The sequence below is a fragment of the Sulfurospirillum sp. genome (genome assembly GCF_036802865.1).
Taxonomy (GTDB): Bacteria; Campylobacterota; Campylobacteria; order Campylobacterales; family Sulfurospirillaceae; genus Sulfurospirillum.
Window position 1 is genome coordinate 99,118 of the sequence record NZ_DAIRVK010000006.1, and the last position, 25,869, is coordinate 124,986.

Consider the following 25,869-nt stretch of genomic DNA (forward strand, 5'->3'; position numbering starts at 1 on the left):
TAACGTAGTTTTTGAAGCTTTGCTTTAAAAACGTGTAAAGAGTTCAATAATGACTCTATTGATAAAAGTGCCTTGCTGTGGTACAATCTTTTCTTAGGTTAAGGAGAAGCAATGCGCGCTAGATTCATGTTTTTCACACTATTTTTTACGCTTAGTGTCACACTAATGGCACAGGGCATTTACTTTTCTCATACGCGCACACTCACGTCAACGCAAATAACATCAAAAGAGCAATTGAGTGCGCTTGTGGGGTTGCCTGACCTTGCTCTTGTGAATGAAGCGCACTATGTTCGCCACCGTAGCCTTAGTTCTATTTTTGCCTATTTTAATGAGTCACCCGAACTTTTAGAGTATTTTCCCTCCACTTTTGTTTATCGTTATGCGCCATATACACATCCTTCAAGGATAGAACGTGTCTTTTAAGCCCAATTTCCTTCTTCTTGATTACGCCATTCGCTCCCTTATGCGTCGTTTTGGCAAGAGTTTTTTCATCTTTTTTATTTTGAGCTTACTGATTTTTGTACTTGCTTCAGTTTTGATGATTGCCGATGCGATTAAACTTGAGCTCAATACTACACTTAAGGCTTTACCGCAGATTACTTTACAGCGTTTTTCAGCAGGAAAGCAAAGTGATGTGCCCCTTGATCGGGTAGAAGCATTGCTGGATATTGAGGGCATCAGCGCGGTGACACCTCGTGTGTGGGGCTACTACTACTTTAAACCTGCAGGTGTGAATTTTTCGATTGTGGGTATAGATGCCTATGAAGAACAGTACTCCGCAACACTCTCTACGCTTACGCAGCGTTTTGATGTCAAGCTTCTGGAAAAAGAGAATGGCATGATCATCGGCGAGGGTGTGAAAAAGATTTTGGAAGAGAATTATTACACTGAGTTTTTTAACTTCATCACCAGTGAAGGTAAATGGCAAAGGGTTCGCATTGCGGGTGTTTTTCACTCCGATCTTGCATTAGAATCCAATGATCTCATCATCCTTCCTAAAAAGTTGGTGTATGGTATTTTTGGTATGGATGAGAGCAAAGCCACCGATATTGTCATTAAAGTTACTAATGTTAAAGAGATTCCGACCATCGTGCAGAAAATCAATGAGCGATACCCCGATATGCGGGCCATTACCCAAGACGACATTAGGGTGAGTTACCAGAATATTTTTGATTATAAAAGCGGTTTTTTTCTTGCACTTTTTAGCATTTGTGCGTTTGCTTTTTTTATTATTATTTACGATAAAACAAGTGGTTTAAGCTCCGAAGAGAAGAAGGAAATTGGCATTTTAAAAGCAGTGGGGTGGAGCAGTGATGACATCCTTAAGGAGAAGTTTTACGAGAGTTTTACACTCTCTGTAAGTGCTTTTTTAGTCGGCATTGTTGTGTCACTCTTTTACGTGTACGCTTTGCAAGCACCACTCTTGCGTAACCTTTTTATGGGCTATTCCGCATTAAAACCCTCTTTTGTACTTCCATTTAGTGTGGATGCTTCGATGCTTGTTTTACTTTTTTTGCTCAGTGTGCCCATTTATATTGCAGCAACTTTAATTCCTGCATGGAGAGCTTCTATTTTGGATGCAGACGAGGTAATGCGATGATAACCCTTCATGAGGTATGCAAACAGTTTATGCAAGGGGATGAAGAAGCACATGCGCTGAAAAACATCTCTTTGGAGATAAAAAAGGGTGAATGTGTGGTGCTGAAAGGTTCAAGTGGCAGTGGCAAGAGTACTTTACTCTCTTTGATTGCTGGACTGATGCAACCAAGCAGCGGAAAAATCAGTGTGGATGGCAAAGAGATTTCCAAACTGCCTGAGGCATTTAGTGCGCAACTTAGACGAAAGAACATTGGGTTTATCTTCCAAAAATTTCATCTTATATCCCATCTTTCAGCGCTTGAAAATGTTATAGTTCCATTGATTCCTGAAAACCTGCCTGTGCATGTTTTAGAAGAAAAAGCTAAAGCGATTATGGCGCAATATGGCATCGTGCATAAAGCAAAGATGAGGGTTAACCGCCTCTCTGGAGGCGAACAGCAACGTGTTGCCATCGCAAGGGCTTTGGTGAACAATCCCTCCATTATTCTTGCCGATGAACCAACGGCAAATCTCGATGAAACACTGACACGTGAACTGATAGTCTCACTTGAAGTACTGAAACAAAGTGGTGTGACATTGCTCATCGCAACGCATGATCCGCTCTTTTTTGAGTTGCCTTTTGTAGATCGTGTCATTGAAATTAAAAATGGTGAGATCATTTTATGAGCTTAACGCCTGAGATTATTGCTCTCTTAACGCTGGATGCCATTTTTCTTTTCTTTGGTGTTATTGCTTTTTTCCTTTCAATGAGACTTGCTTTTTACTGGAATAATAACGCCAGTACCCCATTACAGTACAGTCTCACCAAACAGAGTTATCTGGTTGCCACCATCATCAAATACATCTTCATACTCAAACTGCCTCTGTTTTTGTTTTTTATCTACACGTGTGATAAACTCTCAAACATCATCGCAGGCGCTATGTGTGCGAGTGGTGTCATCAATTCGGTTGATTTTGGGCTTTACCTAACACTCTTTAAACTGCTCAATCTGTATTTTTTTGGGTTTTGGTTGCTGCTTCATTATACCGATGTGAGTTCTGAAAAGTTGCCCTTTACAAAGCTGAAATTTACGCTTTTTGCTTTATTTGCTGTACCTCTTTTTGCAGAAATAGGGCTTGAAATAGCCTTTTTTGCAGGGCTTAATATCAGTAAAATTGTCAGTTGTTGTGGTACGCTTTTTTCAGCCTCCAGTAGTTCTTATATCTCACTGTTGTTTGCGGTCAATGAATTGCTGTGGGTAGGGCTATTTTATGGCTTTTTTGTGATGTGTATTCTTGCTTTTTACCTTAAAAATGGTGTGTTAACACTTTTTGCTAACGCCATGTTTCTTATTTTTTCGATTATCGCTTTGATTGTTTTCTTTAGCCCTTATGTGTATGAACTTCCCACACATCGCTGTCCATTTTGTCTTTTACAAAAAGATTATTACTATGTGGGGTATTTGCTTTATACGCTACTCTTCTCTGGCACATTTTACGGGATGGGTGGCGCGGTTTTATCGCTTCTCTCCAAAGGAAATATGCGTTTTAGCAGGCTCTCTTTGGGATTAAACGCGTTTTATCTTTTTCTTATTTCGACATATCCGATAGTTTATTTTATACGTAATGGAGTATGGCTTTGAAAAAAAATGTTTTAATTAGTATTCTGATTGTTTTTCCGCTTTTAGCGCTTGGGGGACTTTTTTACACGTTGCATCTTAAAAATCAACTCCCTTCTGAAATCATCAATAAAGAGAGAGTCCCACTGGACTTTAAAGACAATACGGTGCAATGCCCGCAGTGCCATATGTATCTTGTGGGTAAAAAACACACAGCGCAAATTATAACAAATGATTTAAAAACCCACTTTTTTGATGACATTGGGTGTGCTATTTTATGGCTTAAAGAACAAAAAATAGAGCCACAAACCATTACTTTTTGGGTGTTTAGTAATGATACCAATCGTTATATTGATGCGTTCAAAGCAAGCTATAAGAGTGATGATGAAACGCCTATGCGTTATGGATTTGGAGCATATGAGATGTCAAAAGAGAGTATGATAGACTTTGAGCAAATGCACCTTCGTATGCTTAGAGGTGAGACTATGAGTGACCCAAAAGTACGACAACATTTAAAAGGACACTAAGATGAAAGTAGCTATGAGTGGGGCAAGCGGATTTGTTGCCAATGCGTTAAAACAGAGATTTTCTGATTTTGTCATCATTGAACGTGGTGATGATGTTGATGCAATTCGTCAAAAATTGGTAGGGGTACAAGCGGTTTTTAATCTTGCGGGTGCACCAATTGTGGCAAAGTGGAATGAAGCGTACAAAAAAGTGCTTTACACAAGTCGTATTGAAACGACGAAAAAGTTAGTGGAAGCGATGAATCAAAGTGACGTAGAACATTTTATCTCTACCTCTGCCGTGGGTATTTACCCAAATAATGTGCCCAGCGATGAGCATACGCTTCAATTGGGCGATGATTTTTTAGGGCACCTTGCACGCGATTGGGAAGCAGAAGCTTTAAAATGCACAAAACTAACAACTATTTTACGTTTTGGTGTGGTTTTGGGTCGGGATGGTGGCGCACTTGAGAAGATGTTACCGGCTTTTAAACTGGGTGTTGGAGGTATTATTGGTGATGGAAAAATGGTGACCAGTTGGATTGATCTTGATGATTTGGTTGCTATTTATACTTTTGTTTTAGAGCATAAATACGGTGGTATTTTTAATGCAACGTCACCACACCCACTTAGTAACTACCACTTCACAAAGATTCTAGGAAATGTGTTGCATCGTCCAACTTTTCTACCCGTGCCTTCTTTTGTCATTAAACTACTTTTTGGTGAGGGGTCGAGCGTTTTACTGGACAGTAAAGAGGTCTATCCTAAAGCACTTTTGGAAAAAGGATTTGTGTTTGCGTACGGTGATTTACAAAAATCACTGACCAAGATTTTAAATTAACGTTTTTCTAAAAAAAGCCTGATGCCAAGTCCTATCATTACGATACCAGAGATGGCATCAAGGCTTTGACGTACACTTCTTTTCGTAATGAAACTATTGGCAGAGATAAGGGTATAGATAAGAAGTCCTAACCAAATCATAGCAATAATAAAATGTATGAGTGCTAGAAAAAGCGATTGTGCAAGGGCTGAATGCTCATGTGAAATAAATTGCGGTAAAAATGCCATGTAAAAAATAACTGCTTTTGGGTTTAAAACATTCGATAAAAATCCTTCTTGCAAAGAGACCAAAAAGCGAAATGGCTTTGGAACAACATGTGTTTGGTGGATGCCTTTTGCATTCCAAAATGACTTAAGTGAGTTAAAACCAAGCCAGAGTAAATAGAGTGCCCCCACTGTTTTTAAGAGCATAAATGCTGTTGCTGAGTAGAGTAGAATAGCCGAAATGCCCACTGCTGAGAGTGTCGCATGAACAAACAATCCCAAGCAAATCCCAAAACTTGAAACCAATCCATCTTTTGCCCCACCACGCAATGTGTTACGAATGACGATCATTGTATCGGCACCTGGTGTCATGGTAAGAAGTGTAATAGCAATTAAAAATGTCCAAAGATCGAGTGGCATAATCCGTTCCTTTTCAACTAAAAATGTATTTTACAGTGAAAAGTATAAAAAGATATTGACTTCTTATTTGAAAACGGTTATCATTTCAAGAAATAAAAAAGGTGTCCAATGTCAGAAGCGTATTCAACACTCAATGAAATAAGCAAGCGTTTTGATAAAGAAGATTTGGCTCTGCTAGCAAAGCATCCTGCTCTTTGTTTTACCATTAACAGTTATGAACTTTTTACGCATCATGTTTTTAGCCGTGTTAAGCGCCAAAACCCTGATATGACCATTATGCAAGAAGCATCACGCATTGTGATTAAAAGCGATGACGCTGAGGCATTGCATCTTTACCCAACATGGAAATTGATAGAAGAGCGCGCTGATCTTGAAGCACACGAAGAGATCAACCGTGCGATTGATTTGCTTGAATCGTTGGAGTGCAAGCATATTTATTTGCTTTTTCCTCGAAGTGCCAACTTTAGAAAACATGTGCCCATTCGTAGTCCAAAGCTTGATGCTTTAGGCATTGAGTACACGCTTAAATTAGTTCCTTATACTATCTATTAAATCTTACAAAGGAGAATGAGTTTATGAAGACAGCTATCTTTTACGGAAGTACAAACGGCAATACTGCCGATGCGGCTTTAAAAATACAAAAACGTTTAAATACGGATATTTTCGATGTAGGGAAACTCAAGAATGGCGATGATCTTGCCAAATACGACCTGCTTATACTCGGAACGTCCACATGGTATGACGGTGATTTGCAAGACGATTGGGATAGTTTTATGAGTCATCTCACATCAGCAGATCTTGGCGGAAAAATCGTAGCGCTCTTTGGTCTTGGTGATCAAGAGGGGTATGGTAGCGACTATGTCAGCGGTATGCGCCTCATTTACGATAAGGTAGTTGAAAAAGGTGCTAAAGTGATTGGGGCATGGGACGATACGGGGTATTCGTACGAGAGTTCGGCTTCGATTATTGATGGAAAATTTGTGGGGCTTGCTTTGGATGAAGATAATCAAAGTGAACTGAGCGATGGACGGATTGCTTTATGGTGCGATCAATTAGAACTTGCTTTAAAGGAGAGTGCATGAGTGCTTGCGAAATAGTTTACAGTAGACCAGCTAAGGCTTTTTTTAAATCTTACAATACCGAAAAGGTAGATGAAAAGCATGCGAAAAGTGCGAAAGAGCGACTGCTGTTTTGCAAATGTACTTGCTAAGTTGAGGAGGCATTTTGCCTTCTCTTACTCTTGGACGACCACTTTATAGGCGTAGTAATAATCCGCATCGTAACCTTCAATTTTACATTTTATAGGCTCTTTACAGATAAGCCACTCTTTTTTTAAAATGAGTGCAACATACATCTCCGCATCGTAAAAACGTAGTTCGTACTTTTTGAATTTTGGTTTGGGAATGGCAAAGGTATAAATGAGCTTTTTGTTTTCAAACTTGGCATTGAACTCCATAACGCGTTTGAGGTCAAACTCATCTTTGCCATCGGACATATGCGTAAAGTACGTATAAGGCTCAAGCGTTTTAAAATGATCTTTTTCCATGAAAGCGACCTCATTGGCATCAAGCTTTTTGTCTTTATTTTTATCGTAATCATCCATTAACATCGCAGAACTCATCTCATCAAAACTCCATATTAGGACGATTTTTTCGGGTAAAACTTCGACTTTTGTTTCAATAAAAACATGGGGATGTGCGCAAACAAACGTACTGAAGAAAACGACTACAAAGAGTGAACGAAAAAACACAAATGCTCCTTACGCAATAAGTAATAAAATACCCAAAATCAACATAATAGCAAGACTAATCGTTTCGCTATAGAGGATGATTTTTGGGCTTTTTGTTTGGAAACGTTTTTTGGTAAAGAGCGTTGCTATGGACGTTAGCGCTATGATACTGCTCATTCCGAAGCTCATACTAAGGGCTGCTAAAAAGCCCAGTATATAGGCTCCTGTGTTGAGTGCAAAAATAAAAATAGTGATGGTGCCAGGACAAGGAATAATCCCAGCACTCAGCACAACACCCCAGTCGGTACTTTGCGATTTTTGCGAACATCCTGCGCATTGGCACGCAAAAGGGTGTGTTGAAAAAGCGACGATTTTTGGTTGTGCTTTCATCGCTTTTATCTTTTTCCAGACCAAATAACCTGCAATTGAAATGATGATAAGTGCCGATAGTTTTGTCGCATAATAGGTCACATTGTCAAAAAAGGCATTAAAGAAAAGGTCGAATAAAAAGTAGATAACCAGTGTCAAAAGAAATGCTGCAAACGTGTGGACAATGCCAATGAGGGCTGCCATACTGATCGCTTTTGAATAGCGATGCTCAGACGCAAAAAGATAAGAACTCACCAGTGCTTTACCGTGTCCTGGTCCTGCGGCATGAAGAAGCCCGTATAAAAAAGAAAGCCCTAAAAATAGGGCATACGTTAAAGGTGTACCTTGTTCTTTTAGAGAGCGAATCGTTTCTTGAATGTTTTGTTGCATATGGGTTAAGCGTGATTGTAGCCAAGACATGGAAGCCGGAAGTTCTTTGGGTTGCTCTTGCGGCAGTGTTGTTGTTGGTTCTTTTGAAAGCTCTTGCGGTTGAGTGGTTGTTGGTTCTTTTGAAAGCTCTTGCGGTTGAGTGGTTGTTCCATGCGTGATTTTGGTGAAAGCAATGTGGTTAAAGAGATTAAATTCGAGCGAAAAAGGCTCTGCAATCGTATGTGTCACTGTGTGTACGAGAAATTTAAAATACTCCTCTTTGTCTTCAATCACAAAGGAAAGCTCATCCCCTGTTGCTATTTCTTGGTTGAGAAGGGTGGTAAAACGAAAGTTGAGCGTATCCGCTTCTTGCCAAAACGATTTAGAGATGATTTTAAGGGGAAGCTTTTTAATATCTTCTTGATTGGGGCGCGATGCGCTTAAGTATTCGATGTTGGTAAGGTAATGGCGTTTTGAAATGTAATTTTCTAAAATGACCTTAATGCGCTCTATCTCTTTGGGGTCAAGTTTGTTATTGTGATTTTCATCGTAACGTTCTAAAAGCGTGTTGATAAAATCTTGGCTAAACGTCCATTGAAACGTTATGGTTTCTATCTTAGTAGGCGTGCCTTCGAGGTTGATGCTCACCGTTGCTGAGGGTGTATACAGCGCACACAAAGCACAAGCATACATCTGATACGGTAGTGCCAGAAGCAAAAAAGCAAAAAGAAATTTTTTAAGCATGATTTAAAAAGCTCTTGTTGACATTGGATTGAGTAAGAACCAAACCCCTAAGGCGATAACGAACAAAACACCTAGAAGACGTAGTGCCCAAAACCAACGCGGTTGCGTTACGATAGGACGAGCTTTTTGAAGGGTATTTACCAATAATCCTGCCAGTGAAATGGTCAGTCCCATACCCAAACTCATAAACACAGCAGCAACCATACCGATGGTGATGTGTCCTAATGTGATGGCAAAAAAGCAAAGCGTAATCACCCCAGGACAGGGTACGATGCCCGCTAAAACCACAACGCCAAAACGGCTTTTATGAGGGCGAACACTCTCTTTAGTGATGTTTCGTGAACGCCACACATCATACAGTAGCCAACAGCCCATAAGAACAATGAGCGCACCTGAGATTTGAAATAGCGGCGGGTTAACTTGACGAAAAAGTTTCATCGCGCTGATTTGAATCAGATAGGTTGCGGCAAGTGTCACAAGAAGCGCTGAGAGTGCATGCACGATGGCAATCATAAAGCCTATTTGAAACACATGAGAACGCTTGGTGGGGTTTGCCAAAAGATAGCCTGCAACAAGGGCTTTTCCATGTCCAGGTCCTATGGCATGAACCACGCCATACCCAAAAGAGAGCGCAAAAATGAGCAACATGGGTGCAAGGTTACCATCGTCAATGGCACGAAAATGAGAAGAAAGTTCGGTGTTAAAATAGCGATTTGCCTCAGCAAAACTGTTAGCGAGAGATGAAAGCATGGGAGTCTCCAAAATAAGTAAAACTTATTATACAGCACCATCATTGTAAGAAAGCTAAATAGATCAGATTACCTTGGGGCATACATGATAACCCCTACACCAATCAGTGCGATTGCTCCACCGATAAGGTCAAAATGATCCGGAATGACGCCTTCAATCGCCCAACCCCAAAGCAATGAAAGTGCAATAAAAACACCACCGTACGCGGCATAAACACGTCCAAAACTAGCAGGTTGCAATGTTGGGATAACACCGTAAAGTACTAAGACAACAGCGCCAATAATCGCATAATGAAGCCCTTTACCTTCTCTTAACCACAGCCAGATGAGATAGCCCCCACCAATTTCAAAAATACCTGCGAGTACAAAGTAGCCCAGTGATTTAAGATAATCCATCATTTTCCTTTGAAGCATTCGTGTCCTATTTATGCCAATAGTATACAATAAAATGATAACAACTATCAAATTTAAAAGAAATTAAGGTTAACTATCTTATTATTTCAATAACAATTATCAAAAAGGAGAAATGATGTCTGTATTAGTGATTGGTGGCGATAAGATAGATTCGATAACTTCGGTATTGCAAGATTTCTCTTTTAAAAAAGTCGTGCATTGGGATGCAAGGAATCCTTCAGTGACAAAAAAAGAGATCCCTCAGGATATTACATTGGTGATTATGCTCACCAATTTTTTAAACCACAATGCCATGAATAAATTCAAAAACGAAGCCAAGCGTAAAGCGATTGAATTTATTTGTGCGAAACGAAGCGAAAGCTCTGTCTTTTGCGAACTCTGTAAAAAATACAATCCTAACGGCGGATGTATGCTCGAAAAATAAACGCTTTATGTGAGTCCTAACGTGCATTAGGATTCACTTTAGCTATTTCCAAAGGTTTTATAATGTCTATTCCAACCCCCGCGTATGAACAACTCCTTAATTACGATGATATACGTAAAATCATCGAGACACAAAGTTTTTGGGTCGAGTATGAACCCATCATCGATATGAAAAATGGTGATATTTATGGCTATGAAGCACTGGCGCGTTTTGTTTTAAATGGCAAACAAATCCCTCCTACCCCAATCTTAGAAGTAGCGCATCAAGTGAAAGAACTTTTTTTTAGACTAGAACGTGCTTTAAAAATCATACAAATAGCCCATCGCCCACAAGAAGGTGGCATGTTGTTTGTGAACATCGATCCGCATAATTTTAGTGATAGTGAGAAGATTGCCTATTGGCATGATTTTTTTGAAGAGGTGAATAATATTTGCATCGAAGTGACTGAAAACACCGATGATATGCAAACAACGCTGCTTTCACACTGTTTAGATGAGATCCAAAAAAGCGGTATTCCCATCGCACAAGATGACATTGGCAACGATAAAAAGCCATTTTGTTTTGACCTTACCAAGAGGGCAGAGTTTTTAAAGTTTGATCGCTCATGGCTTTCAAAAATTAGAGCATGCTCTGATTATCAGGAGATTCTCAAAGGCTTTTTGAGCTTTGCCAAAGCACAAGGAAAAAAGAGTGTCCTTGAAGGTGTAGAGAGTGAGGAGGATTTTAGAATTGCAAAGTCTTTGGGTGTTGATTTTGTGCAAGGCTACATCTTTAAACATCTCAATCTTACCTCTAAAGATGCTCTATGAAACTCTCAGAAGCCAAGCTCAATCAGAGCTATACCATCACCAAAATTACAGCTAAAGCGCCTTTGAGTTATCGTCTTTTATCGATGGGATTTTCACTCGGCTCTCCCATCACGCTTTTAGCAATGACCATTGCCAAGGGAACGTTTGATGTGCGTGTGGAAAGTACCATTGTAGCGCTTCGTAAAGAGGAAGCCGAAGCCATTTTAATCGAGCAATGCGCATGAGCCAGACTGTTCGTGTAGCACTCGTTGGTCAGCCCAATGTTGGTAAAAGCGAGCTTATTAATGCCATTTCTGGGGCTAGTTTTAAAGTAGGCAATTTTGCAGGTGTGACGGTTGAGAAAAAAGAGGTGCATGTGAGTAGAGGCGGGTATGAGATTATCATCACTGATCTGCCAGGGATTTATTCGCTGAACGCCTATGCTCCTGATGAAGAGGTGACAAAACGCTTTTTACTGCAAGACAAATATGACCTTATTATCAACGTCATCGACAGTAATGCGGTAAGCAAAAATCTTGACTTGACCCTTCAACTCTTGGAGCTGGGTACCAAGGTCATTTTGTGTTTTAACATGATCGATGAAGTTGAAAAAAGCGGTGGTGCGATTGACAATGTAGCGCTATCTCACGCACTGGGTGTTCCTGTGATGTTGGTCTCAGCCAAAGAGAAACGGGGCGTTGATATGCTGGCACAAAAGATCTTAGAGATGCACGCCTTTGGCGAAGCCAATCATAATTTGGTGTTTGATCGCAATATCGAAACAGCACTGGAACGCTTGTGTGCGCTTTTGGAAAAAGATGAAGAGTTAGCTCTCCATGCTCGTTTTTACGCCCTTCGTTTATTGGAAAATGACAAAGACATCTACCGATTGATTCACGATAAGCCCATCTTTTTAGAGTTTTACGAAGTGTTACTGCATGAACAAGCCAAATTAGGGATTCTTGAAGCAGAAGAGAACCATGCTTTTGTGATGTCCTCAGCACGCAGTTCTATTATCAAATTTTTATCTTCAATTGCTGTGAAACAACCTTCTCTTGATACGCTAAGCCGCAAGATAGATACGCTTTTGATTCATAAATTGTTTGGTTTACCGCTCTTTTTTGTCATTATGTGGCTTCTGTTTCAAGTCACGTTTGTTATAGGTGAAATTCCTATGGGATGGATAGAAAAAGGCGTTGTCGTGTTTGCTGACATGGTAAAAAATGCATTGCCTGAGGGTATTGTGAGTCGAGCCATTAGCGAAGGTGTTATCCCTTCTATTGGGGCGGTCATTGGCTTTTTGCCTAATATTATCATCTTGTTTTTAGGGATTAATCTGCTAGAGCAGACAGGGTATATGGCACGAACAGCGTATTTGCTCGATGGTATTTTTAAACGCTTTGGTTTGCACGGGAAGAGTTTTATACCCCTTGTAACGGGCTTTGGATGTTCCATTCCTGCCTACATCGCAACCAAGACACTTAAAAATCCTAAAGATAAACTCATCACGATGTTGGTCATTAGCTTTTTTTCATGCTCCGCAAGACTGCCTGTGTATGTGCTGTTTGTGAGTGCTTTTTTTGAGTCTGATAATGCGGGGAACTTGCTGTTTGCCATCTATGTGATTGGCGCACTTTTGGGTCTTGTTGCGGCACGCATCTTAAGAGGGCTTATTTTTTCGGGTCAAAGCGAACCCTTTGTCATGGAGATGCCAAAATACCGTCTACCTTCCTTGCTCGCCCTTCTCAAAGAGCTTCAGATTCGCTCCATTTTGTTTTTGAAACGCGCAGGTCTTTTTATAGGCAGTGCATCGCTGGTGATCTGGTTTTTAAGTACCTATCCGTTAGATGAACATGGAACTTCGGTGCCTTTAGAGCAGAGCTACATAGGTGCCATCGGCAAAGCGATAGTGCCTGTTTTTGAGCCTTTGGGCTTTGATTGGAAGATGAGCATTGCAGCCATTACGGGGCTTGCTGCCAAAGAAGTCGCCGTTGGTACGCTTGCTGCACTCAATGCTGTTGAGTTGGAAGACAGTGAGCCAAACGATGGGCTAATCGCTGTGGTAAGAGAGTCTATTGACTTTAAAGCAGGTATCGCTTTTTTGATTTTGATGATGGTCTATTCGCCATGCTTTGCGGCGATGGGTGCTTTTTTCAGTGAAGTCAAAGAGACAAAATGGCGGCTGTTGTACTTGCTTTTCCCCAATATTACAGCGTGGGTCTTAGCGTATAGTGCTGTTCATTTGCTTGCTTTGGTGGGATACTAAACGTGCGTACCAAAAAAACACCTCTTTTTATTGGGCTTAGCCTTTTTTCTCTAGGCGTTGCAGGAACGATTGTCACGAAAATAGCTCAGATGATCCGTTATGATGAAAGAGGTGCTTTTTGTGTGTTGCTCGTCCTTTTCATTCTCTTTTTAAGCCTGTGTGCTTATATGCTTTTTTATGCGTTTGGACAGAAATTTATTCTGTTTCAAACTATTTTTGAACACTCTAATGATGCCATCAGCATTGTGGATGAGGCAGGAAATTACATTTGGCAAAATAGAAGCCATCACGCATTGTTTGGGCTTGAATTAGAAGAATTGCAAAATGCGCAAGCTTCTTTTTATATCAATACCAAAGAGGTACTCCTCAAAGAGGAGTTAGACCGCATTAAAGAGTTCTCAGGCATTTTTAAAAGTAGATCGAAACAAGGGTATAAAGATGTTTTTATCTCGGCATTTCGTGTTGAAAATGACCTAAGCGATACACTGTGTTATGTCCAAATGAAGCGCGAAGCTAAAGAGTATTTGCGTATTATTGAAAAGAGTCAGAGTGAGAGAGAGCGTATTTTAGCCCTTGCTCAAAAAGATCCTCTTACGCAACTGTTCAATCGCAATGGGTTTGACGAAGCGCTTCAAAAAAGGCTTCAAGAGGGTAAAAGCGGGTGCATTATTTTTGCAGACATCGATAATTTCAAAACAATCAATGACACGTATGGGCATGATAAAGGCGATAAAGTTTTGCAAGGTGTTAGTAGGCTCATTGTGGCAAATCTTCGAGGAAGTGATGTGATAGCACGCTTTGGTGGTGAAGAGTTTGTGATGTGGGTAGAAGCAGAATTAGACATAGGTTCGCAAATCGCTGAAAAAATACGTCAGAGTATTGCAGATGCTAGCATCGAGTCATTAAACATCACCTGCAGTTTTGGCGTAAGTGTGGTTGAAAATCATGCTTTTGAAGAGGCAATCAAACGAGCGGATGAAGCGATGTATAAAGCCAAAAAAAGTGGGAAAAACCGCGTTTGTTTCACTGCTTAAGCAGGATAAATGACGAAAAATAGATTCTTTAAATTTGATAAGAGTTATTAATTTCATAGGAAATTAAGCTCAAAAAGTCTAACATTCTGAGAATGGTTATTATATAGCTGGTTTTGTGCAACGTTTCAAAGCGTGTACACGTCAGTTAACAAGTAGAGGAAAAATGGAAAATATTAAATTAGCCGTAGATTACGGCGCACTGGGAATTTTGCTCTTGATGAGCATTTTGGTTGTGGGTTATGCGATGGAGCGTTTTGCCTTTTTTAGGGCATTGCGTGTGAAAAATTATGAGAGTAAAAATAGGCTTGAACGCGATGTCTCTAAAAATTTAACGATTATTTCATTGATCGGCTCAAATGCCCCTTATGTAGGGCTTTTGGGAACCGTTGGTGGCATTATGGTGGTTTTTTATGAGATAGGCATTAGTGGAGGAGCGCTGGATACGTCTAAGGTTATCGTAGGGCTTGCTTTAGCGCTTAAAGTAACGGCGGCAGGACTCATCGTAGCGATTCCTTCGACAATGATTTACGGTGCGTTTTTACGTAAAGTGGATGTGGCAGTGAGTGAGTGGGAAGATGAGAGCATTAAAAAGAGTTGAGGGGATCAATGTCGTCCCACTCATCGACATTATGCTGGTTCTGCTCACCATTGTTTTAACCGTTTCTTCGTTCATTGCCCTTGGCAAAATCGAGATAACACTTCCTCAAGCGAGCAACTTCACAAAAGTTGAGCCTAAATTTTATGAGATTGGCATTACCGCGGATCATCAATTTTTTATCAACGGTGAGTTTACGAGCAGGGATGCTTTAGGGGTGAAGTTTGAAAGCCTGAGCAAAGAGGATTCTGTTGCCATTAGTGCCGATAAAATGGCCTCTTATGAAGATTTTATCTATGTGATTGATCTTTTAAAACAAAAAGAGGTCGAGAAAATTGGTATGGTAGTCACTAAAAATGAATAACGTAAAATGCTCTTTTTTGGGCTACGTAAGAGTAAGTTTTAATGGCTTGGCTTAAAAAACAGAGTCGTAAATGGCATACATGGCTGGGCGTGGTGTTTGCCATTCCGTTGTTCATTGTGGGTGTTACGGCACTATTTATGGCACATGAAAAAAGCATTAACTTGGGTAAATACTGGATTTCTACTTCATTTTTTCCAGGGTATCATGACAAAACAATGATGCGCAATGAGATCAAATCGTATTTTAAAGATCCAGAGGGTGTGGAGTACTTTGGCTATAAAATGGGCTTATTGATTCAAAAAGAGGGCATCGTATCATCGGTACCTTTTTTCGATACCCATGAAGTTCGAGGCATTGAAATGCTGGACGGTCATCTTTTGGTCGGAACACGAAAAGCACTTTTCAGTGAACAAGAGGGGCTTTTTAAAGAGGTACTCAAAAAAGATATTTGGGATTTAAGTGTTCGTGGTGGTGTCGTAAGCGTTGTTGTCAATAAAGATGGTTTGTTGAACTCACACGATTTAAAAACATGGAAGCCTATAGAAATACCAAAAGATGCTCAAACACTTAACCGCATTACGCTGAAAAAATTAAACCTAGACTTGCACACAGGCAGAGCACTTTTGGGAGAGCAGGCTATGTGGATATGGCAAGATATTTTAGCTTGTTGTTTACTGTTTTTTATTGCGACAGGTGTTTATCTTTGGTATTCAAAAAAGCATAAAAAAGCCGTTTAAAGGAGTAGAAAATAATGATACACGAAACTATTTATAGAAGTCATAATGAAGCCAAAGGGTTGTTGTTTTCTTTGATACTTCACAGTGCTGCTATTGGCTTTTATCTCCTGTTTTTATACCAAAAACCACTTGAAATCATGCAAAGTAAAACCGTTGTTTTAGAAATCTCAAACATCGAGCGTGTCGCACCAAAGCCCATTGAACCAACGCCTCCTGCGCCTGTTCAAGAGGTAAAAAAAGTTGAGCCTGTAAAGCCCATTGAAAAAGTAAAACCGCTTCCTAAACCCATCGTCAAAAAAGAAGTCGTTAATCCTGAGAGGGTTCATGAAGAGGTTGTAACACCTCCCACACCTGTAGAAGCAGTACAACCTAATCTTATACCTGAAGCTGCTCCTATGACACCTACTTCAACCAGTGCTGAGCCGTATGAGCGAACCGATTTTGAGATTATTCGCGATAAAGTCTTGTCACGTTTGATATACCCAAGCACGGCACGTCGTATGGGTTGGAATGGTGTGGTGCAAGTAGCATTGGTGATTGACATCAATGGACGGTTGGTCAGTGCAACGATTCATGAAAGTTCAGGAAGAGGGATGCTCGATGATGCCGCATTAGAGGCTGCGCTAAAGCTTAAAGGTGACCAGTTGCCAAAGCCTAAAAGTTTGAGTACGGTTATTTTACCTATTGCTTTTAAACTTAGATAATTGTGATGTTTGAACGCTACTACAAAGAATTGGTAGGCTACTTTAGCAGAACCTTGCGTGACACGGAAGCTGCCAAAGATGTGGTGCAAGAGACGTATCTTCGTATCAGTGCTATGGGCGAGAGAGCAGACGCGGTGTTAGAGCCGCGTGCTTTTTTGTACCAGACGGCTAAACGTATCATCATTGATGAGTGGCGTAAAAACAAACATTTTACCTCTGTGGCATTGCATGAAGCAGAACACGTGAGTCACGAGCATGAAGAGCCTTTGGAGCATCTGCTCTCTTCTAACCGCATGAAAACCCTGCATCAAACCATCAATGCTTTACCTCCACGCTGTAAAGAAGCGTTTAAACTCCATAAATTTGACGGTTACTCGCACAAAGAGATTGCCGAAATGATGGGCATTAGTAAAAATGCGGTTGAAAAGCACATCATCAAAGCGCTTTTGGCATGCAAACAGAGTGTGGATGCCATGCAAAAGGAGGAGCTATGAGCCAAGCGTGGATCGATGAAATGGCGGCTTCTTGGTTTGTTAAAGCGCAAGAAGGCATGAGTGCGTCTGAAAAAAATGCGTTTGAAACATGGTTGCGCGTAAACTCAGCCCATCAAAAAGCATACCAAGCCTTTGAAGGATTATGGGAAGAAATCGATGAGCTTGCTCCAAAACCCTGTAACAAGAGAGCTAAGCCTTGGTGGGGCTATGCCTGTGTTGCGGCATTGGTGTGTATAGCCGTGGGTATTTTTCAGTGGAATGCCTTTTCAACACGTCTAGAATTAGCACAAAATGTTACGACACCCATAGGTGCGATGCGCGAATATACACTCAGTGATGGTACAAAGCTCTTTTTAGACACCGATAGCAATGCTACCATTGAGTACTACGCTCACAAACGTCTCATCAAACTGCATCAAGGACAAATCGCACTGCATGTGAGTAAAGATGCTGAGCGTCCTTTTTTTGTGGATGCAAAAAATGTTCAAGTGCGTGTCACAGGAACCATTTTTGAAGTGCGTCATGTGGAAGATGACGTGCGCATTAGTGTTGAAGAGGGCAGTGTAGATGTCTCTTACAAACGCCCTTTTGATGGGGATATCATTAAACTTGCCTCGTTGCAGGCGAAAGATCAGATAACCTTAGATGAGCGAGGGTTTGTGCTCTCTAACACAAAGATGCAAAATGACTCCATTGCCCCTTGGCGTAGTGGTAGGCTGGTGTTTGATAAAACCTCTTTAGGCGATGCATTGTTCGAGTTTGAGCGTTACGGTGCTAAGCCCGCACTTCTTGCTTCTGTTGAGCTTGCTTCCATGCCGATCTCAGGTAGTTTTGAGATTGAGCGTTTTGGAAGTTTTTTAGAACTTTTACCTAAAGCGTTGCCTGTGAAAGTTTCTCAAGAGGCGCATGTCGTGGTGGTTGAACGAAAATAGCCAAAAATATATCTTTTTTGATAACCGATGTCAGGTTTATAATTTTTCTTACGTCTTCTCTTATATGAAAACAATTATCAAATTAGGAGAAAGACCCGTTATGAAATTTCGTCACCTTTCCATTGCTTTAGCATCAACTTTAGCATTTACGTCCCCTCTCTTAGCGGAGAGCATGCCCTCTTTGCAACTCAACATTGCCTCCCAAAGTCTTAGTTCTGCCCTTGGAGAATTTGCCAAACAGTCTAAATTACAACTGGTTGCAGACTCAAAACTGCTGGAAGGCAAAAAAGCACCTGCCCTTAAAGGGGCTATGAGCTTAAAAGAAGCACTTGCTCAATTGCTTAAAGGGAGTGGTTTAGAGGCTTCCATCGAGGGTGACATGATGGTTATCAAACCCCAAAGTGAGTCTGAAGTAGCATTGGATGCTATCACGATTAATGCCGCTCAAGTATCAACCGAAGAGACTAAATCGTATACAATAGCCCAATCTAAAAGTGCAACCGGTCTAGCACTCTCATTACGCGATACGCCTCAATCCATGAGTGTAGTAACAAAAGAGCGTATGGAAGATCAAAAATTAGAATCCATGAATGATGTTGTTAACAGCGTTACGGGCTTAAGTGTTGAAGAGTATGACAGTTCCCGTTATGTTTATTTCGCGAGAGGCTTTCAAATTAATGGTGTTCAAATCGATGGAATCCCCAGTGGTACAAAAGATAGCTGGGGCGATGGTAGAGAGCAGATTGATACGATTATTTATGATCGAGTTGAAGTGGTACGTGGGGCAACAGGACTTCTAAATGGTACAGGCGATCCATCGGCTTCGATCAACTTTGTACGAAAACGTGCAGAGAGTAAAACCGTTAAAGGCAGTGTTGAAGCGAGTGCCGGTAGTTGGGATAATTACCGAGAGAGCATTGATGTCTCAGCACCGGTGAATGAGAGTGGAAGTGTGCGAGCACGCGTTGTAGGAATGAATCAACAAAGTCAATCCTATGTGGATCTTTTGAGTGATGATAAAAAGGTTTTTTACGGTGTTGTTGAGGCCGATTTGAGTGATAGCACACTGTTTGATATCGGAATGAGTTACCAAGAAAATTCACCGCAAGGCAGTACATGGGGCGGGCTTCCAGCATGGTATAGCAATGGGGTGCGAACCAACTGGGGTACTTCTAAAACAACCGCTGCAGATTGGACCTATTGGGATTCTACGCAAGCTACCTACTTTACAGATTTAGAACACACTTTTGCAAATAATGTAAAGATCAAAAGTGGTCTAAGTTATATGAAAAATACTTCCGACACAAAGCTCTTATACCTTTACGGTTCATCTGACATCAACAGTGGACTAGGTCTTTCTGCGTTGCCAGCAAGCTATATGACGGATCGAAAGCAATACGATGGTTATCTGAACATCAGTGCACCTTTTACCCTCTTTGAACGGGAACATGAGTTTATCGTGGGAGGACGTTACAGCGAGCAAAAATTTTCAGCAGATAACAAAGAGATTACCAGTTTTGATAGTGTTGGAAATTTTAATAATTGGAATGGTTCGTATTCAGAGCCAGTGTGGGGAACTACAAAATTTTATGAAAAGTATGACAAAAAAGAGTTAGGTGTCTATACCGCAGCACGCCTTACGATTACTGATCAACTCAAATTTATTTTAGGAAGTAGGCTAACCAACTGGCAAATTTCAGGGTTATCTGCTTCATCGACGGATTCTTACGGTTATGAGCACAATGGGGTAGTTGTTCCGTATGCTGGAATTATTTACGACCTTAATGAAAATTATTCACTCTATGCAAGTTATACGGACATCTTCAAACCTCAATCAGAACGCAACGTCAATGGAAAGTATCTTGACCCTTTACGTGGTGAAACGTATGAAGTGGGTATTAAAGGTGAGTTCTTGAATGGCGCTTTAAATGGCTCATTAGCACTTTTTGAAATTCACCAAGATAATTTAGCACAAGCGACAGGTAATTTTGTCACAGGAACAACAGCTGAAGTTGCATATGAAGCTGTTAATGGGGCTAAAAGCCAAGGATATGAGATTGATATTGCTGGAAAACTTTTACCTGATTGGGATGTCAGCCTTGGTTGGTCACAGTTTGTTGCAGAGGATTCTGATGGCAAAGATGTCAACACAAACCATCCACGAAAAACATTGAAACTGTTCACAAAATACAGACTCCCAGGCGAGCTTAATAAACTCTCTGTAGGTGCAGGTATGAATTGGGAGAGTAGACGTTATGTTGCGACAACAGATTCTATTGGTCGAAGTGTTATCTTGCAACAAGATCCTTATATCATCGTAAATCTGATGGCGCGTTATGAGTTCACCAAACAGTTCTCCGCGCAACTCAATGTAAACAATGTGTTGGACAAAGAGTACTACACCCAATTTGGTTTCTATAATCAGTTAGCATATGGTGCACCTATCAATGCGAAGTTGTCATTGAAATACACCTTTTAGACCATAAAAGAACACCATGAACGAAAAACAAAGTTTGAAATGGCACAGTTATTTAGGCGTTGCTATAGGATTTTTTATCCTAGTAGCAGCCCTAAGTGGCTCTGTAATCGCTTTTTACCATGCTCTTGATGCCAAGATCAATCCATGGCAAATAAGCACACCTTTGAGTCTAGAAGCACAGCCTAATGACCCTCTTAGCCATATAGCCAGAATTGAGGCAGAAGTTGTAGGAGCAACAGTAAGTTGGGTAAGCCTCTCTTTGAGCCATGAAAGCAGTTGGCACTATTTTTTAGTGCCTAAAAATATGGCTAAACCCATTGAACACAATGAAGTGTATGTTGATCCTTATTCGGGTGAGATTAAAGGGATGCGAATGTGGGGTGACATCACACAAGGGCTGACCAACACGATTCCGTTTATGTATAAACTGCACTATTCACTCGCCTTGGGAAATATAGGTGTTTTTATCATGGGTATGGCCGCTCTACTTTGGTTGGTGGTGCTTGTATGCGGGGTGTGGATTACGTTACCAAAGTGGAATGCTTCCTTTTTAACGCAGTGGAGAAAGAGCTGGAAATGGCGTTTTAAAGGAGATATTAGAGCTAAAAGTTATCTGTTACACAAAACAGCAGGGCTTTGGTTTTTGCCTTTCTTGTTCGTGATGGCATGGTCTTCCGTTGCTTTAAATATACATGATTTCCATGAACGCCTTTTAGGCTCGGCGATGAGCTTTCAAACCGAACACGATCAAATAAAAGAGCTGAGAAAACCACGCATAAAACCAAAAATAGGATGGATGGAAGCGCGTGAAAGAGGGCGAGTTTTGATGCGAGAGTTTGCCGCAAAAGAGGTACTTGAGATTTATGAAGAGTCTTCCATTATGTACAATGCTCTCAAAGGCATTTACAGCTACAGCGTACGAAGTTCGCGTGATATAGGGGTTGATCATGGTGAAACCACCGTCTATTTTGATAGTAACTCTGGGGCACTTAAAGCGTCATTTATTCCTACGGGAAAAGCCAGTGGAGACACGTTGACACAATGGCTTGAGGGGCTTCATAAAGGGAGTATTTGGGGATTGCCCCATCGTATAGTGCTCTCTTTCTTGGGGGGTGTTACAACCCTTTTTGTTTTGAGTGGATGTTACTTGTGGTGGAAGAAGAGAAATAAGCGAGTTATGACGAAAAAATAGGCAAAAAATAGCTTCAAAAAAGTGTAAAATAGATTATACTCAACAAAATTCTTTTAAGGAAATACGATGATGTTTCTGATTGTGGCAAAGCTAATACACATAGCCTCAGCAATACTGTTTATTGGATGTATCTATTTTCGCACTTTTATCTTACCACGTGCACGTTTTGCTCTAGATTCTGCCCAATTTGAGGCAATGGAAAATGCTCTTTCTCCTCGTATACGGTCAATTGGCAAAATCAACAACACGTTTTTGCTCTTAAGCGGTCTCTTTTTAGCCTACGCATATTTTGAGCCTACCAATGCACTTTTGCATCTCAAAATGACATTAGGGCTGATTGTCATAGCAATGTTCTTTGCAGCACCGCTTATTATGCACCGCTTTATGGGTGAGAAAAAGCAAAAAATCAAGACGATTTATCATCATAGTATGTTTGCATTTATGGTTGCTATTGTTATTCTCTCCCAAATCATGTTTACTCTCTAATTGTTTATCAATTCTACACCTCCACGAGCACTCCAACTTGCTATTATTTTGATAATAAGTATCACGTTATAAAACATTAAGCTCTTTTTGTTTATTATTCGATAACAATTATCAATAATAAAAAGGAGATAATGAATGAAATTTGGTTACTCACGCATTGTTGCGGCACTTATTTTAGGAAGTTCTATTGGGGTTGCTGCAGAAGCAACGAATTTAGAAGAGGTTTTTACACAAGGTGAAATCACAGGTACAGTCGGTTGGTTTGGGCAACACAACGATGCAAAAGGTGAAACTGCTAACAGTGGATTTTCGAATGGATACCTAAATGTAGGGTTTGAAACAGCACCACTGCATGGTATAAGTGTAGGAGTTGCAGGTTGGGGCAGTGCAAAAACCAGCGAAAAAAATGACGATGACTATAAACAGAACATTGAAAATCAAGCGTATCTTTCCAAGGCTTATGTGAAAATTGAGCATGAAGGTATGGGCAAAGTGGTCTTGGGTCGCCAAGATGTTGACTTCAATTGGTTGACCGATTATATTGAGGGTGCGACGTTTGAATTTAAAGGGGTTGAAAATCTTGTCCTAAGCATGGCATGGGCACGAAAATATGCTGTCATTGATATCGATGAGGTTTCTAATAGCTTTAGCAAACTCAATGGCAACGATGGTATTTACATGATTGATGCTAAATACACACCTGCTTCGTGGGTTGAGCTTAATCCATACATCTACTATGGCGAAAATCTTTTAAATGCAGTGGGATTGAAAACAACACTTTCATTTGAACCAACTGATGAGGTAAAAACCAAAACGGTTCTTCACTATGTATCGATCAACAGTGATGTCGCAGAGACACCCGATGGGGCTTTCACACAAGTAGAGCAAGGGGTTGAATTCTTAGGCGCGAACCTTGCATTAGGCTACATGAAAGCCGATAAAGACGGCATGGCAGGCTTAGGAACGTTTGGCGATCAGTTGCCATTTGAAGAGCATAACCACACCTTTGATCAAGATGCTAAAACACCTTACATGAGTGCAGAGTACGAGATAGAAGGTGTCAAATTAGGCGCTATTTATGGGGAAACAAAATACTTTGATAGTACCTCAAGTACACACATTAAAGAGAAAGAGCTTAACCTCAGTGTGGGGTATGAGATCATTAAAAATCTTGAAGCAAAAGTGGTCTATGCATCCATACGCAACGACAATGATGCAGATAGTTATGATGCACTTAAAGCGCATATCGCGTATAAGTTTTAAAGGTTTCGCTTGTTAGAGAAGCCTTTAGAAGAGCAAGAGAATTTTTGCTCTTCTTCTTTTGAACATTTTTATACCCATTTTCAGCGCCTCATGCAAGAAGCAGGGATTCGCTACTCTAGCAAACGCGAATCCCTGCTTCTTGCACTCTTTTTGTGCGATACCTACCTCAGTGCTGAACAGATACAAGCAACATTATGCGATGAACATCATGTCCGTATCTCTCTGGCGACTGTCTATAAGATTTTGACATTTTTTGAAAGCTTAGACATTGTGAGCATGGTGGTAAGCCAGCCTAATAAGATGAAAAAATATAAGCTCAAACGAGCAGTCCATCACGACCATTTAGTTTGCCTGAAGTGCGGTAGCATTACACGTTTTTACGATGCTGCTATCAAAGAAGAGCAGTCCGCTATTTTAGCAAAACATAATTTTCATGGTATGCACCACACCTTAGTTTTGTATGGCATGTGTGAAAAATGCCAGAATGAAGAACAATCAATAGATATCTCAAACTGATAATAATTCTTAAAAAATATTAAGCCAATACTTATGCTGATACTTTAAAATAGGGCTACAAAAGGATACAAATGAACGTTACCGCAGAAAAACTCATTGAACTTGGAGGTTATTTTTCCATTGTTCATCACATTAAAGGGCGAATTCGTTTGCGTGTGAGTCCTCGTATTAAAGAGCACAAGCATCATGTCGGTGTTGAAGACATTGAGGCATTGCCTGCTCGTATTAATGGGATCAAATCAATTAAGATCAACAAAATTATTGGCTCTTTAACCATCGAATATGACCATGCTATTTTTCCTGACCATCTGTGGGAAAATTTAGTTGCGGGTAAAGAACTGGATGAAATCATTGCCATCATCGACAAACTTGCAAAGGAGATCGTCTGATATGAAAACGACTCAAAACGTCACTGAAATTTCAAGTCTGGAAGAGGTGTTACAGTGCGCATACGACGGCGAGGTAAAAGCGTATGAAATTTATTCTGCGGTGGTCGAGACATTGGGAGAAGTTTCTCCTTTTTTACAGATTATTCAAGCAGAACAGACTCACCAAGAAGCGCTCATTGCCATTGCACAAGTGCATAATGTCACGCTCGTTCGCAATATGCCAAACCATATTAGTATCCCTAAAACCCTTCGTGAGTGTTGTGAGCTTGGCGTTGCGTCTGAGATTCAAACCCTTCAACGCTACAATGAGCTTCTTGTCCATGTCACAGCGCATCCTGAAGTTCAAGACCTTTTTTACAGACTCCAAGCAGCTTCTTTTAACAACCATCTTCCAGCATTTCGAAATGCAGTGGTCTCATGTGCCACTCCTCAGCCTACAGCCGAAGGAAACCCGATGGTAGCGTTTGAGGGGATGATGGGACAATGGGGGGAGTTTAGCCAAATGGCACAAAAAATTGCTAAAGGTGAAATCAACCAAGAGGAAATTACCAAACTTTTAAGCTCCAATTTTTCATTTGTGGCAGGTGCCCTTTTAGGGGCTGTTGGAGCAGGTGTTTTGGGTGGAATGATGCAGGCAGATGACGAAGAAACTGAGCATGAGAGTGTATCAAACGATCTGTAAACATGTTCTCAAAGCACCAAAGGTGCGTGGGCTCACTGCCGAAATGAACCCAGTGTTAACGTAGCTTTTAGAGCTTTGCTTTAAAAGCGTGTTATAGAGTTCTATAAGAACTCTACTATATAAAAAGGAGAAAACGATGTTACCATTTATCGTAGGCGCACTTGTGGGAGCTACGGCTGTTATTGCATTTGGCAAGAAAAAAGAGTTGAAAGAAGGTTTTGAGCAAGGTGTTTGCAAAGCCAAAGAAGTTGCAGAAGAGGTTAAAAAAGGCTTTGATGGAACTATTGAGTGCATTAAATCTAAAAAAAGTATTAGCACGAAACCTAAAAAAGAGGAGCTACAATGACACCTATAGTAGCGATTAACACAGGTACACCTCGTAGTGTAACAGGCAACATTGTCAGTGGTGCATTAGCCGCTGGTATGGTAGCCACGGCTCTTTCATATACAAAGTACAAACAAGCAGAACTTAGCAAAGAAGAAGCGATTAAACAAAGCCTCAAGCTGTCCGTTCAAGGGGGCATTGCTACAGGAAGTGCGATTGCTGCGGCGAATGCGCTTGGCCGCAATAGCTGGTTGGGTGTTTTGGGCTCACTAACGGTAGGGGTTGTAGGAATTTATGGTGTTGAAAAACTTTATTCTAAAACGTATGTAAAAGAGACAGAAGAGGATGAAAAATAATGGAACTATTGAATTCACTGGATAAAAACCCTTACATTGGCGGTGAGCCTTCAACTGAGACCAAAAACGAGGGTGGCATGTTAAGCAATCCTGAAAACATGTTTGGTGTATTTAACACTAAACAGTTTGTCGTTGGTGCCCTTATTGGGGCTGTGGGAGCGTATCTGCTTACCAACGAAAAAGCGCAGAAAAATCTTTTTAAAACCATTGCGAAAGGGACTGAAATGTTCCAAGCGGGCATTGAAGAGATGAAAGAGCGTTTTGAAGATGCTAAAGCTGAGCTAGCGGCTAAAGAAGCGTAA

The 25,869-nt window shown here is 40.7% G+C and carries 34 protein-coding genes; 29 read left to right on the forward strand and 5 right to left on the reverse strand.

Annotated features, from left to right (window positions below):
- The first annotated feature begins 111 nt into the window (after positions 1-111).
- From V7Q04_RS12340 to V7Q04_RS12365, 6 genes are read left to right on the forward strand one after another with little or no spacing between them, the layout of a single operon-like run.
- Positions 112-423, forward strand: coding sequence for a hypothetical protein (locus V7Q04_RS12340; RefSeq protein WP_333805477.1), 312 nt, complete (start codon positions 112-114; stop codon positions 421-423).
- Positions 413-1,600 carry an ABC transporter permease gene (locus tag V7Q04_RS12345; protein ID WP_333805479.1) on the forward strand — a complete coding sequence of 396 codons (1,188 nt, stop codon included), beginning with the start codon at positions 413-415 and terminating at the stop codon, positions 1,598-1,600. Before V7Q04_RS12340 ends, V7Q04_RS12345 begins: the two co-directional genes overlap by 11 nt.
- Positions 1,597-2,265, forward strand: a complete 669-nt coding sequence (locus V7Q04_RS12350; protein ID WP_333805481.1) for an ABC transporter ATP-binding protein — start codon at positions 1,597-1,599, stop codon at positions 2,263-2,265. The genes V7Q04_RS12345 and V7Q04_RS12350 overlap by 4 nt, the downstream gene beginning before the upstream one ends.
- Entirely contained in the window at positions 2,262-3,221 is a 960-nt protein-coding gene (locus V7Q04_RS12355; protein WP_333805482.1) for a hypothetical protein, read from the forward strand. Before V7Q04_RS12350 ends, V7Q04_RS12355 begins: the two co-directional genes overlap by 4 nt.
- Positions 3,218-3,724, forward strand: a complete 507-nt coding sequence (locus tag V7Q04_RS12360) for a hypothetical protein (protein ID WP_333805484.1) — start codon at positions 3,218-3,220, stop codon at positions 3,722-3,724. Before V7Q04_RS12355 ends, V7Q04_RS12360 begins: the two co-directional genes overlap by 4 nt.
- A 1-nt stretch (position 3,725) precedes the next feature.
- Positions 3,726-4,544, forward strand: coding sequence for a TIGR01777 family oxidoreductase (locus V7Q04_RS12365; RefSeq protein ID WP_333805485.1), 819 nt, complete (start codon positions 3,726-3,728; stop codon positions 4,542-4,544).
- Here the strand turns inward: V7Q04_RS12365 and V7Q04_RS12370 are convergent.
- Complete coding sequence (locus V7Q04_RS12370) at positions 4,541-5,167, reverse strand: LysE family translocator (protein ID WP_333805486.1); 627 nt, start codon at positions 5,165-5,167, stop codon at positions 4,541-4,543. The genes V7Q04_RS12365 and V7Q04_RS12370 overlap by 4 nt on opposite strands.
- A 108-nt stretch (positions 5,168-5,275) precedes the next feature.
- Here V7Q04_RS12370 and V7Q04_RS12375 point away from each other — a divergent pair, with 108 nt between their 5' ends.
- On the forward strand, positions 5,276-5,719 hold the full coding sequence (locus tag V7Q04_RS12375; RefSeq protein WP_333805488.1) for a hypothetical protein: 444 nt from the start codon (positions 5,276-5,278) through the stop codon (positions 5,717-5,719).
- Positions 5,720-5,742: 23 nt separating this feature from the next.
- Positions 5,743-6,249 (forward strand): flavodoxin, encoded by a 507-nt coding sequence (locus V7Q04_RS12380; RefSeq protein WP_333805489.1) that lies wholly within the window; start codon positions 5,743-5,745, stop codon positions 6,247-6,249.
- Positions 6,250-6,401: 152 nt separating this feature from the next.
- Here the strand turns inward: V7Q04_RS12380 and V7Q04_RS12385 are convergent, their stop codons facing one another.
- From V7Q04_RS12385 to V7Q04_RS12400, 4 genes are all read right to left on the reverse strand, one after another.
- On the reverse strand, positions 6,402-6,917 hold the full coding sequence (locus tag V7Q04_RS12385; RefSeq protein WP_333805490.1) for a DUF1007 family protein: 516 nt from the start codon (positions 6,915-6,917) through the stop codon (positions 6,402-6,404).
- Between the two features lie 9 nt (positions 6,918-6,926).
- Positions 6,927-8,378, reverse strand: coding sequence for a nickel/cobalt transporter (locus V7Q04_RS12390; RefSeq protein WP_333805491.1), 1,452 nt, complete (start codon positions 8,376-8,378; stop codon positions 6,927-6,929).
- A 3-nt stretch (positions 8,379-8,381) separates the two neighbouring features.
- Positions 8,382-9,128, reverse strand: a complete 747-nt coding sequence (locus V7Q04_RS12395; RefSeq protein ID WP_333805492.1) for a nickel/cobalt transporter — start codon at positions 9,126-9,128, stop codon at positions 8,382-8,384.
- Positions 9,129-9,196: 68 nt separating this feature from the next.
- A complete protein-coding gene (locus V7Q04_RS12400; RefSeq protein WP_333805493.1) occupies positions 9,197-9,523 on the reverse strand; it encodes a YnfA family protein in 327 nt (108 codons plus the stop codon).
- Positions 9,524-9,656: 133 nt separating this feature from the next.
- Between V7Q04_RS12400 and V7Q04_RS12405 the strand changes: the two genes are divergently transcribed.
- The 21 genes from V7Q04_RS12405 (at position 9,657) to V7Q04_RS12505 (ending at position 25,869) form a co-directional block, all read left to right on the forward strand.
- A complete protein-coding gene (locus V7Q04_RS12405) occupies positions 9,657-9,965 on the forward strand; it encodes a DUF2325 domain-containing protein (protein ID WP_333805494.1) in 309 nt (102 codons plus the stop codon).
- Positions 9,966-10,027: 62 nt separating this feature from the next.
- Positions 10,028-10,774, forward strand: coding sequence for an EAL domain-containing protein (locus tag V7Q04_RS12410; RefSeq protein ID WP_333805495.1), 747 nt, complete (start codon positions 10,028-10,030; stop codon positions 10,772-10,774).
- Positions 10,771-10,998, forward strand: a complete 228-nt coding sequence (locus V7Q04_RS12415) for a FeoA family protein (RefSeq protein ID WP_333805497.1) — start codon at positions 10,771-10,773, stop codon at positions 10,996-10,998. The genes V7Q04_RS12410 and V7Q04_RS12415 overlap by 4 nt, the downstream gene beginning before the upstream one ends.
- On the forward strand, positions 10,995-13,019 hold the full coding sequence (feoB, locus tag V7Q04_RS12420) for a ferrous iron transport protein B (RefSeq protein WP_333805498.1): 2,025 nt from the start codon (positions 10,995-10,997) through the stop codon (positions 13,017-13,019). The genes V7Q04_RS12415 and feoB overlap by 4 nt, the downstream gene beginning before the upstream one ends.
- A 2-nt stretch (positions 13,020-13,021) precedes the next feature.
- Positions 13,022-14,053 (forward strand): sensor domain-containing diguanylate cyclase, encoded by a 1,032-nt coding sequence (locus tag V7Q04_RS12425; RefSeq protein ID WP_333805500.1) that lies wholly within the window; start codon positions 13,022-13,024, stop codon positions 14,051-14,053.
- Positions 14,054-14,216: 163 nt separating this feature from the next.
- Positions 14,217-14,651 (forward strand): TonB-system energizer ExbB, encoded by a 435-nt coding sequence (gene exbB, locus V7Q04_RS12430; protein WP_333805502.1) that lies wholly within the window; start codon positions 14,217-14,219, stop codon positions 14,649-14,651.
- A complete protein-coding gene (locus V7Q04_RS12435; protein WP_333805503.1) occupies positions 14,629-15,012 on the forward strand; it encodes a biopolymer transporter ExbD in 384 nt (127 codons plus the stop codon). The genes exbB and V7Q04_RS12435 overlap by 23 nt, the downstream gene beginning before the upstream one ends.
- A gap of 41 nt (positions 15,013-15,053) precedes the next feature.
- Positions 15,054-15,749 (forward strand): hypothetical protein, encoded by a 696-nt coding sequence (locus tag V7Q04_RS12440; RefSeq protein ID WP_333805504.1) that lies wholly within the window; start codon positions 15,054-15,056, stop codon positions 15,747-15,749.
- A gap of 14 nt (positions 15,750-15,763) precedes the next feature.
- On the forward strand, positions 15,764-16,453 hold the full coding sequence (locus tag V7Q04_RS12445) for an energy transducer TonB (protein WP_333805505.1): 690 nt from the start codon (positions 15,764-15,766) through the stop codon (positions 16,451-16,453).
- A 5-nt stretch (positions 16,454-16,458) separates the two neighbouring features.
- The gene (locus V7Q04_RS12450; RefSeq protein ID WP_333805506.1) at positions 16,459-16,947 is read left to right on the forward strand and encodes an RNA polymerase sigma factor; all 489 of its coding nucleotides are present in this window, start codon (positions 16,459-16,461) and stop codon (positions 16,945-16,947) included.
- Positions 16,944-17,879 carry a FecR family protein gene (locus V7Q04_RS12455; RefSeq protein ID WP_333805507.1) on the forward strand — a complete coding sequence of 312 codons (936 nt, stop codon included), beginning with the start codon at positions 16,944-16,946 and terminating at the stop codon, positions 17,877-17,879. The genes V7Q04_RS12450 and V7Q04_RS12455 overlap by 4 nt, the downstream gene beginning before the upstream one ends.
- A 100-nt stretch (positions 17,880-17,979) precedes the next feature.
- Positions 17,980-20,358: a TonB-dependent siderophore receptor gene (locus tag V7Q04_RS12460; protein WP_333805509.1), complete on the forward strand. Its 2,379-nt coding sequence runs from the start codon at positions 17,980-17,982 to the stop codon at positions 20,356-20,358.
- A 16-nt stretch (positions 20,359-20,374) separates the two neighbouring features.
- On the forward strand, positions 20,375-21,550 hold the full coding sequence (locus V7Q04_RS12465) for a PepSY-associated TM helix domain-containing protein (RefSeq protein ID WP_333805510.1): 1,176 nt from the start codon (positions 20,375-20,377) through the stop codon (positions 21,548-21,550).
- A gap of 66 nt (positions 21,551-21,616) precedes the next feature.
- Positions 21,617-22,036: a hypothetical protein gene (locus V7Q04_RS12470; protein ID WP_333805511.1), complete on the forward strand. Its 420-nt coding sequence runs from the start codon at positions 21,617-21,619 to the stop codon at positions 22,034-22,036.
- A 135-nt stretch (positions 22,037-22,171) separates the two neighbouring features.
- The gene (locus tag V7Q04_RS12475; RefSeq protein WP_333805512.1) at positions 22,172-23,299 is read left to right on the forward strand and encodes an Opr family porin; all 1,128 of its coding nucleotides are present in this window, start codon (positions 22,172-22,174) and stop codon (positions 23,297-23,299) included.
- Between the two features lie 9 nt (positions 23,300-23,308).
- Positions 23,309-23,815, forward strand: a complete 507-nt coding sequence (locus V7Q04_RS12480) for a Fur family transcriptional regulator (RefSeq protein ID WP_333805514.1) — start codon at positions 23,309-23,311, stop codon at positions 23,813-23,815.
- Between the two features lie 71 nt (positions 23,816-23,886).
- Positions 23,887-24,204 (forward strand): HMA2 domain-containing protein, encoded by a 318-nt coding sequence (locus V7Q04_RS12485; RefSeq protein ID WP_333805515.1) that lies wholly within the window; start codon positions 23,887-23,889, stop codon positions 24,202-24,204.
- 1 nt (position 24,205) lies between these two features.
- Complete coding sequence (locus V7Q04_RS12490; RefSeq protein WP_333805516.1) at positions 24,206-24,886, forward strand: ferritin family protein; 681 nt, start codon at positions 24,206-24,208, stop codon at positions 24,884-24,886.
- A 136-nt stretch (positions 24,887-25,022) separates the two neighbouring features.
- Positions 25,023-25,232: a hypothetical protein gene (locus tag V7Q04_RS12495; RefSeq protein ID WP_333805518.1), complete on the forward strand. Its 210-nt coding sequence runs from the start codon at positions 25,023-25,025 to the stop codon at positions 25,230-25,232.
- Positions 25,229-25,567 (forward strand): hypothetical protein, encoded by a 339-nt coding sequence (locus V7Q04_RS12500; protein ID WP_333805519.1) that lies wholly within the window; start codon positions 25,229-25,231, stop codon positions 25,565-25,567. Before V7Q04_RS12495 ends, V7Q04_RS12500 begins: the two co-directional genes overlap by 4 nt.
- Entirely contained in the window at positions 25,567-25,869 is a 303-nt protein-coding gene (locus V7Q04_RS12505; protein WP_333805520.1) for a YtxH domain-containing protein, read from the forward strand. The genes V7Q04_RS12500 and V7Q04_RS12505 overlap by 1 nt, the downstream gene beginning before the upstream one ends.

Excerpts from the sequence above, each read along its gene's own strand:
- V7Q04_RS12340 (WP_333805477.1), top strand. The coding sequence starts at position 112 with ATGCGCGCTAGATTCATGTTTTTCACACTATTTTTTACGCTTAGTGTC.
- V7Q04_RS12350 (WP_333805481.1), top strand. The coding sequence starts at position 1,597 with ATGATAACCCTTCATGAGGTATGCAAACAGTTTATGCAAGGGGATGAA.
- V7Q04_RS12355 (WP_333805482.1), top strand. The coding sequence starts at position 2,262 with ATGAGCTTAACGCCTGAGATTATTGCTCTCTTAACGCTGGATGCCATT.
- V7Q04_RS12365 (WP_333805485.1), top strand. The coding sequence starts at position 3,726 with ATGAAAGTAGCTATGAGTGGGGCAAGCGGATTTGTTGCCAATGCGTTA.
- V7Q04_RS12370 (WP_333805486.1), bottom strand. The coding sequence starts at position 5,167 with ATGCCACTCGATCTTTGGACATTTTTAATTGCTATTACACTTCTTACC.
- V7Q04_RS12375 (WP_333805488.1), top strand. The coding sequence starts at position 5,276 with ATGTCAGAAGCGTATTCAACACTCAATGAAATAAGCAAGCGTTTTGAT.
- V7Q04_RS12380 (WP_333805489.1), top strand. The coding sequence starts at position 5,743 with ATGAAGACAGCTATCTTTTACGGAAGTACAAACGGCAATACTGCCGAT.
- V7Q04_RS12390 (WP_333805491.1), bottom strand. The coding sequence starts at position 8,378 with ATGCTTAAAAAATTTCTTTTTGCTTTTTTGCTTCTGGCACTACCGTAT.
- V7Q04_RS12395 (WP_333805492.1), bottom strand. The coding sequence starts at position 9,128 with ATGCTTTCATCTCTCGCTAACAGTTTTGCTGAGGCAAATCGCTATTTT.
- V7Q04_RS12400 (WP_333805493.1), bottom strand. The coding sequence starts at position 9,523 with ATGGATTATCTTAAATCACTGGGCTACTTTGTACTCGCAGGTATTTTT.
- V7Q04_RS12405 (WP_333805494.1), top strand. The coding sequence starts at position 9,657 with ATGTCTGTATTAGTGATTGGTGGCGATAAGATAGATTCGATAACTTCG.
- V7Q04_RS12410 (WP_333805495.1), top strand. The coding sequence starts at position 10,028 with ATGTCTATTCCAACCCCCGCGTATGAACAACTCCTTAATTACGATGAT.
- V7Q04_RS12415 (WP_333805497.1), top strand. The coding sequence starts at position 10,771 with ATGAAACTCTCAGAAGCCAAGCTCAATCAGAGCTATACCATCACCAAA.
- feoB (WP_333805498.1), top strand. The coding sequence starts at position 10,995 with ATGAGCCAGACTGTTCGTGTAGCACTCGTTGGTCAGCCCAATGTTGGT.
- exbB (WP_333805502.1), top strand. The coding sequence starts at position 14,217 with ATGGAAAATATTAAATTAGCCGTAGATTACGGCGCACTGGGAATTTTG.
- V7Q04_RS12435 (WP_333805503.1), top strand. The coding sequence starts at position 14,629 with ATGAGAGCATTAAAAAGAGTTGAGGGGATCAATGTCGTCCCACTCATC.
- V7Q04_RS12440 (WP_333805504.1), top strand. The coding sequence starts at position 15,054 with ATGGCTTGGCTTAAAAAACAGAGTCGTAAATGGCATACATGGCTGGGC.
- V7Q04_RS12445 (WP_333805505.1), top strand. The coding sequence starts at position 15,764 with ATGATACACGAAACTATTTATAGAAGTCATAATGAAGCCAAAGGGTTG.
- V7Q04_RS12450 (WP_333805506.1), top strand. The coding sequence starts at position 16,459 with ATGTTTGAACGCTACTACAAAGAATTGGTAGGCTACTTTAGCAGAACC.
- V7Q04_RS12455 (WP_333805507.1), top strand. The coding sequence starts at position 16,944 with ATGAGCCAAGCGTGGATCGATGAAATGGCGGCTTCTTGGTTTGTTAAA.
- V7Q04_RS12460 (WP_333805509.1), top strand. The coding sequence starts at position 17,980 with ATGAAATTTCGTCACCTTTCCATTGCTTTAGCATCAACTTTAGCATTT.
- V7Q04_RS12465 (WP_333805510.1), top strand. The coding sequence starts at position 20,375 with ATGAACGAAAAACAAAGTTTGAAATGGCACAGTTATTTAGGCGTTGCT.
- V7Q04_RS12470 (WP_333805511.1), top strand. The coding sequence starts at position 21,617 with ATGATGTTTCTGATTGTGGCAAAGCTAATACACATAGCCTCAGCAATA.
- V7Q04_RS12475 (WP_333805512.1), top strand. The coding sequence starts at position 22,172 with ATGAAATTTGGTTACTCACGCATTGTTGCGGCACTTATTTTAGGAAGT.
- V7Q04_RS12485 (WP_333805515.1), top strand. The coding sequence starts at position 23,887 with ATGAACGTTACCGCAGAAAAACTCATTGAACTTGGAGGTTATTTTTCC.
- V7Q04_RS12490 (WP_333805516.1), top strand. The coding sequence starts at position 24,206 with ATGAAAACGACTCAAAACGTCACTGAAATTTCAAGTCTGGAAGAGGTG.
- V7Q04_RS12495 (WP_333805518.1), top strand. The coding sequence starts at position 25,023 with ATGTTACCATTTATCGTAGGCGCACTTGTGGGAGCTACGGCTGTTATT.
- V7Q04_RS12500 (WP_333805519.1), top strand. The coding sequence starts at position 25,229 with ATGACACCTATAGTAGCGATTAACACAGGTACACCTCGTAGTGTAACA.
- V7Q04_RS12505 (WP_333805520.1), top strand. The coding sequence starts at position 25,567 with ATGGAACTATTGAATTCACTGGATAAAAACCCTTACATTGGCGGTGAG.